The following is an 8898-nucleotide window of genomic DNA, read 5'->3' as shown; positions in this document are numbered from 1 at the left end:
CCTGAGAGCAGGGGTGCCCGGTGCCGTACGGGTCCGCGCGCGTGCGCGGGGCGGGGTGTCGGCCGGCGTGTCAGCCGTGCTTGGCGCGGCTCGCGGCGCGGGCGCGCTCGCGGCCGTCCAGGTTCACCTTGCGGATACGGACCGACTCCGGGGTCACCTCGACGCACTCGTCGTCGCGGCAGAACTCCAGGGACTGCTCCAGCGACAGCTTGCGCGGCGGGACGATCGCCTCGAACGAATCCGCCGAGGACGACCGCATGTTGGTGAGCTTCTTCTCCTTGGTGATGTTCACGTCCATGTCGTCGGCGCGGGAGTTCTCGCCGACGATCATGCCCTCGTACACCTCGGTGCCGGGGTCGACGAACAGCACGCCGCGCTCCTGCAGGTTGGTCATCGCGAACGCGGTGACCGCGCCGGAGCGGTCGGCGACCAGGGAGCCGTTGTTCCGGGTCTGCAGCGGTCCGAACCAGGGCTCGTGGCCCTCGTGGATGGAGTGCGCGATACCGGTGCCGCGGGTCTGCGTGAGGAACTCGGTACGGAAACCGATCAGACCGCGCGAGGGCACCACGAACTCCAGACGCACCCAGCCGGAGCCGTGGTTGGACATGTTGTCCATCCGGCCCTTGCGGACGCCCATCACCTGCGTGACCGCGCCCATGTGCTCCTCGGGCACGTCGATCGTCATGCGCTCGACGGGCTCGTGCACCTTGCCGTCGATCTCGCGGGTGACGACCTGCGGCTTGCCGACGGTCAGCTCGTAGCCCTCGCGGCGCATCTGCTCGACCAGGATCGCCAGTGCCAGCTCGCCGCGGCCCTGCACCTCCCAGGCGTCGGGACGGCCGGTCTCCAGGACCCGCAGCGACACGTTGCCGATGAGCTCACGGTCCAGACGGTCCTTGACCTGACGGGCGGTGACCTTGCGGTCCTTCACGGCCGCCTTCGCGTCGGCGCCCTTGCCGGTGCCGCCGCGGCCGACCAGCGGCGAGGTGTTGGTGCCGATGGTCATGGAGATCGCGGGCTCGTCCACCGTGATCAGCGGCAGCGGAACCGGGTTCTCCGGGTCGGCCAGGGTCTCGCCGATCATGATCTCCGGGATGCCGGCGACCGCGCAGATGTCACCGGGGCCGGCCTTCTCGGCGGGCTTGCGGGTGAGCGCCTCGGTCATCATCAGCTCGGAGATGCGCACGTTGGACACGGAGCCGTCGCGCTTCATCCACGCGACGGTCTGCCCCTTCTTCAGCTCGCCCTGGTGCACGCGCAGCAGCGCGATCCGGCCGAGGAAGTTGTCGGCGTCGAGGTTGGTGACGTGGGCCTGGAGCGGGGCGCCCTCGTCGTAGGTGGGCGCCGGGATGTGCGACAGGATGGTGGAGAAGAACGGCTCGAGCGAGTCCGAGTCGGCCGGGACCGTGCCGTCCTCCGGCTTGGTCAGCGAGGCGACGCCGTCACGGCCGCAGGCGTAGACGATCGGGAACTCGATCTGCTCCTCGTCGGCGTCCAGGTCGAGGAAGAGGTCGTAGGTCTCGTTGACCACCTCGTCGATGCGTGCGTCCGGACGGTCCGTCTTGTTGATGCAGAGGATGATCGGCAGCCGCTGCTGGAGCGCCTTGCGCAGCACGAAGCGGGTCTGCGGCAGCGGGCCCTCGGAGGCGTCGACGAGCAGCACGACACCGTCGACCATCGACAGACCGCGCTCGACCTCGCCACCGAAGTCGGCGTGGCCGGGGGTGTCGATGATGTTGATCGTGATCAGGTCCCCGCCGTCCTTGGGGTGGTACTTCACCGCCGTGTTCTTGGCGAGGATCGTGATGCCCTTCTCACGCTCCAGGTCGTTCGAGTCCATCATGCGGTCGTCGACGGAGTCGAGCTGGTGCGCGGCGAAGGCACCGGCCTGCTTCAGCATGCCGTCGACGATGGTGGTCTTGCCGTGGTCGACGTGGGCGACGATGGCGACGTTGCGGATGTCGTGGCGCGTGGCCATAAAAGGCGTACTCCCGGAATGGTGAGGAATGCCCTGCGCAGACGGCTGCGGTGCGCGGGCCCTGCCGGGCTGGACACGCCGCGGCCACCCCCCATGGTACGGGCCCCCGGCACCGGGGGCTCGCCCTCCTCGTCCGGACCGGCCGCACGGGCCGTTACGTGGGGTGATCAGGACTGATCAGGAATCCGACTCCGCCTCCGATTCCGGGTTCGAGTCCGCCTCCGGGTCCGGGGCGGATCCGGAGCCGGAGGGCTCGGTGGACTTCTCCCACGGTGTCCCGGCCGGGCCCCGCGCGCCCTTCTTCAGGTACCCCATGTCCTCGTGGACCGGGGTACGGAAACCGAACGCGCCGGCGTTGGCCAGGTCCTTGCGGGCGGCGGTGAGCTGGGGGCGCTGGTAGAGGGGGATCGAGCCGGCCGCCGCCCAGATGCGGGCGTCCGCCTTGCGGAGCAGCTCGGCGCGCTTCGCGTCGTCGAGCGTCGCGAGGGCCTGGTCGAAGAGCTGGTCGACCTGGTCGGTGCCGACGCGGGGGTAGTTCTGCCCGACGTTCAGCGAGCCGTCGGCGGCCGGGGCCGGCTTGGCGTAGACGGGGCGGGCGTCGGTGGCGGGGTAGGCGGTCGCGGGCCAGGAGTAGAGGGCGAGGTCGTACTCACCGGAGGCGATGTGGTCCGTGAAGTAACTCTTGTCGTCGACCTTGGTGATCTCCGTACGGATGCCGACCCGCTCCAGCATCTTCGCGATCCGGTCCGCCACGGTGGTGAGGACCTCCGATCCGGGGCCGGAGGGGAGCACGAAGTCGAGCGTGAGCGCCTTGCCGTCCTTGGCGAGCGGGGCGTCCTCCGCCTGGGCGGGGGCGGCGGTGCCCAGGGGGGCGTAGGCGCCGGGGGCGCTGCCCTGCTTCAGCCGCGTGTGCTGGGTGCCGTCCTGGGCGAGGTGGTCGTCGTCGCCGTTGTTTCCGTCGTCTCCGGCGTCACCCTCGTCGTTCCCGGCGTCCCCGGCGTCCCCTTCGTGGTCCTCGCCGACGATGTACGTGCCGTCGTCGTCGGCGCCGTTCGGGGAGTCCGTGTCCGTGTCCTCGTCGGAATCCTCGTCGGACGGTTCCGCCTTCTCGCCCTCGCCGCCGGCGGCCTGCTCGTCCTTCTTCTCCCCCTTCTTCACCGGGCCGCCCGGTACCCAGCCGGCGTCCGCGAGCAGGGCCCGCGCCTCCTTGGCGTTCTGGTCGCCGAGGGCGCCGCTGCCGTCGGCGTAGGCGGCCTGCCCGGAGAGCGCGAGGTGGCTGCCGACGGGCTCGGCGGGCAGGCCGAGCGGCTTCAGGACCGCTTCCGCCAGCTCCCGCCGGTCCAGGGCGCGGGCCACGGCGCGGCGGACCCGGTCGTCGGCGAGAGGGCCCGCGGCTCCGTTGAGGGCGAGCTGGGTGTAGGCGGGCTCCAGCGACTTGCGCACCTCGAAACCGCTGAGGGCCCGCTCCTCGCGCGCGAGCTCCGCGGCTGCCTCGCGCTGCTCGCGGGCGGAGACCTCCTCGTCGGCGGCCTCCTCGTCGGTGCCGTTCGCGACGGCCCAGGAGCGCAGGGCCCCGGCCGCGGACCGCCCGGCTCCGAACCCGGCGGCTCCGGGGCCCGTCAGGGCCGCACTGTCCGCGGCGTCACTGCCCCGCGCGCTCGTCCCCGCACGCGCACTCCCGCTCGCGTTCGTGTCCTGCGGACCTGCGGCGACGGAGATGCGGCGGGCGGCCGGGGCGTCGATCTCGGCCAGGTCCAGGGTTCCGTCCGTGAGCGCGGCGATCCGTTCGTCGCGGGGCACCTCGCGCAGCACGATCGTGGAGAGCCGGGCCGGTTCGCCCCACCAGCGGGCGTTGCGGGTGAGGGTGACCTCGTCGTCCTCTCGGTCGACCTTCTTCACCTCGAACGGGCCGGCGGTGACCCTCAGCTTCGTGCGGGCCCCGTCGTTGAAGGAGTCCGGGGCGCCCATGACGTCCTTCGGATACAGCGGTGCGAACAGCGACTTCCAGTCGGCGTAGGGGCGGCTGAAGGTGACCTTGACCTCCAGGTCGCCCTTGCCGCGCTGGATCTTCTCGATGCGGTCGTAGCCGGCGTTGCGGGCGGTCCAGTAGGCGGAGTCCTTGCCGGACAGGGCGCGCCACTGGGCGGCGAAGTCGGCGGCACCGATCTCCCGGCCGTCGCTCCAGACGGCCTGCTGGTTGAGCTTGTAGAGGACGACCTGCTTGGGCTCGGTCTCGACGACCTCGGCGGACTCCAGGTAGTCGGGGTTGCGCGCCGGGCGCCCCCGGCTGTCCATCCGGTACATCGACGGCAGCACGGCCTGGGCGATCCGGGTGGTGGTGGCGTCGGCGTCCGCCTGGAAGGCGTTCAGGGTCTCCGGGACGGAGTCCACGCCCCAGCGCAGGGTGCCGCCGTCGGCGATCCGCGCGCGGTCGGCGCGGGCGATGTCCCCTCCGGCGAGGGGCCGGCCGGCCGGGTCGTCCTCGGAACTGCATCCGGCCAGCGCGGGCACCGCGAGCGCGCCCGCGGTGAGGAAGGCGACCGAGCGCATGGCCGCGCGCGGGCCGACGCCGTCGTGGGACATCTCTGGGTACCTCCGTGAAGCCGCGGGCGTTACGATCACTTTTGGTGGTATTTGGATCTCATCTGATGTATGCGGCCACTGAAGAGGAAAGGGTTCGGCAACCGGGAGCGACACGGCGGCCACGGATCGGAAGGTCACCCGTACGGCGTACGACACCGCGCGGTGCACCCATGCGCCTCGGCCAATCGATGCACATCCCTTCACAGCGCAAGGTGTGACGCGCAACACTCGCAGGCGCACGAACGTTGCCGCCTTGGGCCTGAAGGACCCTGAAGGACCCGCGGGAAGTGAGGGCAAGTCATGTCCGTGCACGACGAACTGTCATCCGTCCAGCGCAGTCTCGACGACCTGATCCGGTCGGTGGGGCGCCTGGAGAAGCAGCTCGGCAGCGGCGGCCTGGAGATGCGCCGCGTCCGAACCGACACCAACCATCTGCGCGAGAGCGTCGCGCTGCTCCGGGAGACGGCCGTCACCACGGCCGGCGTACCGAAACGGCCCGATCTCGTCACCATCTCCGACGCGCCGTACGACCCGTCCCTGTGGGTGGACACGGACGACGAGGGGCTCGGCGCGCGCGACCGCCGCGCTCCCTGAATCCCCCGTTCGAATCCCCCGTCCACCCCACAGGGCCCGCCGCGCCCCCTGACCCCGACCGGAGCGGACAAGTGGCCACTGGTACGGAACCTCCCGCCACAGACCCCCAACCCCGACGTACCGGTGTGAGAACCGGTACCCGCGCCGCGATCGCCGCTCCGCACCTGCGGACCGACCGCTGGTGGCTGGCCCCGGCCGCCACCGCGGCCGGTCTGCTCGCCTTCGTCGTCTACTCGACCTGGCGGGCCCTGTCGAACGCGGACTACTACGCGGCGCCGTACGTCTCGCCGTTCTACTCCCCGTGCCTCGCCGAGAACTGCGAGCCGATGCGCGGCGGACCCAACTGGGACCTCGTCGGCGACTGGTGGGGCCTCTCACCGGCGATCGTCATCCTGATCTTCCCGCTCGGCTTCCGGCTGACCTGCTACTACTACCGCAAGGCCTACTACCGGGGCTTCTGGGCGTCCCCGCCGGCCTGCGCGGTCGCCGAGCCGCACAAGAAGTACACCGGGGAGACCCGCTTCCCGCTGATCCTGCAGAACATCCACCGGTACTTCTTCTACGCGGCGCTCCTGGTCGCCCTGGTGCTGACCTACGACACCGTGCTCGCCTTCCGCGACGAGCACTACGCGTGGGGCCACATGGGGCTCGGCACCCTCGTCTTCCTGGTCAACATCGTGCTGATCTGGGCGTACACCCTCTCCTGCCACTCCTGCCGGCACATCGTCGGCGGCAAGCTCAAGCACTTCTCCCGGCATCCCGTGCGCTACCGGATGTGGCAGTGGGTGGGCCGGCTGAACGCCCGGCACATGCATCTCGCCTGGGCGTCGCTGGTGAGCGTGGCGGTCGCCGACCTCTACGTCTATCTCGTGGCGTCCGGCGCCTTCGACGATCCGCGTTTCTTCTAGCTGAGTGGGGACTGCCTGATGCCCGTGGTCGACCGGCAGGAATGGGACGTCGTCGTGGTCGGTGCGGGCGGCGCCGGGCTGCGCGCCGCCATCGAGGCACGCGAGCGGGGCGCCCGTACGGCGGTGATCTGCAAGTCGCTGTTCGGCAAGGCCCACACCGTGATGGCCGAGGGCGGGATCGCCGCCGCCATGGCCAACGTCAACACCGGAGACAACTGGAAGGTCCACTTCCGTGACACCCTGCGCGGCGGGAAGTTCCTCAACCAGTGGCGGATGGCCGAGCTGCACGCCCAGGAGGCGCCGCAGCGGGTGTGGGAACTGGAGACCTGGGGCGCGCTGTTCGACCGGACGAAGGACGGCCGGATCTCGCAGCGCAACTTCGGCGGCCACGAGTACCCGCGCCTCGCGCACGTCGGCGACCGCACCGGCCTGGAGCTGATCCGCACCCTGCAGCAGAAGATCGTCGCCCTCCAGCAGGAGGACTTCCGGGAGACCGGGGACTACGAGTCCCGGCTGAAGGTCTTCCAGGAGTGCACGGTCACCCGCGTGCTCAAGGACGGCCGTCATGTGGCCGGTGCCTTCGGCTACGAGCGGGAGTCCGGCCGCTTCTTCGTCCTGGAGGCGCCCGCCGTGGTCCTCTCGACGGGCGGCATCGGCAAGTCGTTCAAGGTGACGTCGAACTCGTGGGAGTACACCGGCGACGGCCACGCGCTGGCGCTGCTGGCCGGGGCCCCGCTGCTCAACATGGAGTTCGTGCAGTTCCACCCGACGGGCATGGTCTGGCCGCCGTCGGTCAAGGGCATCCTGGTCACCGAGTCGGTGCGCGGCGACGGCGGGGTGCTGCGCAACTCCGACGGCGAGCGGTTCATGTTCGACTACGTGCCGGACGTCTTCAAGGAGAAGTACGCCGAGTCCGAGGAGGAGGGCGACCGCTGGTACGACGACCCGGACCACAACCGCCGTCCCCCCGAACTGCTCCCCCGCGACGAGGTCGCCCGCGCGATCAACGCCGAGGTGAAGGCGGGCCGCGGCTCCCCGCACGGCGGGGTCTTCCTGGACGTGTCCACCCGGATGCCGGCCGAGGTCATCAAGCGCCGGCTGCCCTCGATGCACCACCAGTTCAAGGAGCTGGCGGACGTCGACATCACGGCGGAGGCGATGGAGGTCGGACCCACCTGCCACTACGTGATGGGCGGCATCGCCGTCGACTCGGACACGGCGGCGGCGCGCGGGGTGCCGGGGCTGTTCGCGGCCGGTGAGGTGGCCGGCGGCATGCACGGCTCCAACCGGCTGGGCGGCAACTCCCTCTCCGACCTGCTGGTGTTCGGGCGCCGGGCGGGTTGGCACGCGGCCGAGCACGCGGCGGCACAGGGACAGGAGCGGCCCCGGGTGGACGACGTCCAGGTGGACGCCGCCGCCGCGGAGGCGCTGCGGCCGTTCTCGGCGGAGAGCGAGGACACGGACGGGAGCCCTCCGGAGAATCCGTACACCCTGCACCAGGAGCTCCAGCAGACGATGAACGACCTGGTCGGCATCATCCGTCGCGAGCACGAGATGGAGCAGGCCCTGCGGAAGCTGGCCGAGCTGCGGGTACGGGCCGGGCGGGCCGGCGTCGAGGGGCACCGGCAGTTCAACCCGGGATGGCATCTCGCCCTGGACCTGCGGAACATGCTGCTGGTCAGCGAGTGTGTGGCACGGGCCGCGCTGGAGCGCACCGAGTCGCGCGGCGGACACACCCGCGAGGACCACTCCGCGATGGACCGCGCCTGGCGGAGCGTCAACCTGCTGTGCGCGCTGGCCGAGCCGGCGGACGGCCCCGATCCGACGGACGGTCTCGCGGCCGGCGACCCGGAGCGCGGCCGGATCACCCTGACCCGTGAGACCACCGAACCCATCCGCCCCGACCTGCTCGCCCTCTTCGAGAAGGAGGAGCTGGTCAAGTACCTCGCCGAAGAGGAGCTGTACGAGTGAGCAGCTATGAGGCCCGTTTCAAGGTGTGGCGGGGGGACGTGCGGGGCGGCGGCCTGGAGGACTTCCGGGTGGAGGTGCACGACGGCGAGGTGGTCCTCGACATCGTCCACCGGCTGCAGGCCACCCGGGCCCCCGACCTCGCCGTCCGCTGGAACTGCAAGGCGGGCAAGTGCGGTTCGTGCTCGGCGGAGATCAACGGCCGCCCGCGGCTGCTGTGCATGACCCGGATGTCGGTGTTCGACCGGGACCAGACGATCACCGTGACCCCGCTGCGTGCCTTCCCGGTGATCCGCGACCTGGTGACGGACGTCGGCTTCAACTACACGAAGGCCCGTGAGGTGCCGGCCTTCGTGCCGCCCGAGGGGGTCGGGCCCGGCGAGTACCGGATGACGCAGGAGGACGTGGACCGGTCGCAGGAGTTCCGCAAGTGCATCGAGTGCTTCCTGTGCCAGGACACCTGCCATGTCGTCCGCGACCACGAGGAGAACAAGCAGGCCTTCGCCGGACCGCGGTTCCTGATGCGGGTGGCCGAGCTGGACATGCATCCGCTGGACGCGGCCGACGCCTCGGGCCTGGACCGGGGGCGCACGGCGCAGGACGAGCACGGGCTCGGCTACTGCAACATCACCAAGTGCTGCACCGAGGTGTGCCCCGAGGGCATCAAGATCACGGACAACGCGCTGATCCCGCTGAAGGAACGGGCAGTGGACCGCAAGTACGACCCGCTCGTCTGGCTCGGGAACAAGATCCGGCGCCGGTCGGCGCCGTCCTGACGCCCGGGACTCCCGGCGCCCCGGCGCCCCCGGGCCCGGGGGCGCCGGGGGCCCGGAGGCCCGGAGGCCCGGAGGCCCGGAGGCGCCGGGC

General features: G+C 71.1%; 6 protein-coding genes. 4 read left to right on the top strand and 2 right to left on the bottom strand.

Going from position 1 to position 8898, the window contains the following annotated elements; genetic code table 11:
• Positions 1-70: 70 nt before the first annotated feature.
• Positions 71-1978 carry a translational GTPase TypA gene (typA, locus tag ACFWVE_RS34005; protein WP_384022809.1) on the bottom strand — a complete coding sequence of 636 codons (1908 nt, stop codon included), beginning with the start codon at positions 1976-1978 and terminating at the stop codon, positions 71-73.
• A 177-nt stretch (positions 1979-2155) separates the two neighbouring features.
• On the bottom strand, positions 2156-4561 hold the full coding sequence (locus ACFWVE_RS34000) for an ABC transporter family substrate-binding protein (protein ID WP_384022806.1): 2406 nt from the start codon (positions 4559-4561) through the stop codon (positions 2156-2158).
• A 300-nt stretch (positions 4562-4861) separates the two neighbouring features.
• On the opposite strand from ACFWVE_RS34000, the gene ACFWVE_RS33995 reads away from it, so the two are divergent.
• From ACFWVE_RS33995 to ACFWVE_RS33980, 4 genes are all read left to right on the top strand, one after another.
• Entirely contained in the window at positions 4862-5155 is a 294-nt protein-coding gene (locus tag ACFWVE_RS33995; RefSeq protein WP_384022803.1) for a hypothetical protein, read from the top strand.
• A gap of 71 nt (positions 5156-5226) precedes the next feature.
• Positions 5227-6063 (top strand): hypothetical protein, encoded by an 837-nt coding sequence (locus ACFWVE_RS33990; protein ID WP_384022800.1) that lies wholly within the window; start codon positions 5227-5229, stop codon positions 6061-6063.
• Positions 6064-6081: 18 nt separating this feature from the next.
• Positions 6082-8034, top strand: coding sequence for a fumarate reductase/succinate dehydrogenase flavoprotein subunit (locus ACFWVE_RS33985; RefSeq protein ID WP_384022798.1), 1953 nt, complete (start codon positions 6082-6084; stop codon positions 8032-8034).
• Entirely contained in the window at positions 8031-8807 is a 777-nt protein-coding gene (locus tag ACFWVE_RS33980) for a succinate dehydrogenase/fumarate reductase iron-sulfur subunit (RefSeq protein WP_384022795.1), read from the top strand. The genes ACFWVE_RS33985 and ACFWVE_RS33980 overlap by 4 nt, the downstream gene beginning before the upstream one ends.
• Positions 8808-8898: the final 91 nt, after the last annotated feature.

Origin of the sequence: Streptomyces sp. NPDC058632 (assembly GCF_042717095.1) — a bacterium.
In the GTDB taxonomy this organism is placed as follows: Bacteria; Actinomycetota; Actinomycetes; order Streptomycetales; family Streptomycetaceae; genus Streptomyces.
Note: the sequence above shows the minus strand (reverse complement) of the source record. Positions and strands in the feature narration are given on the sequence as shown.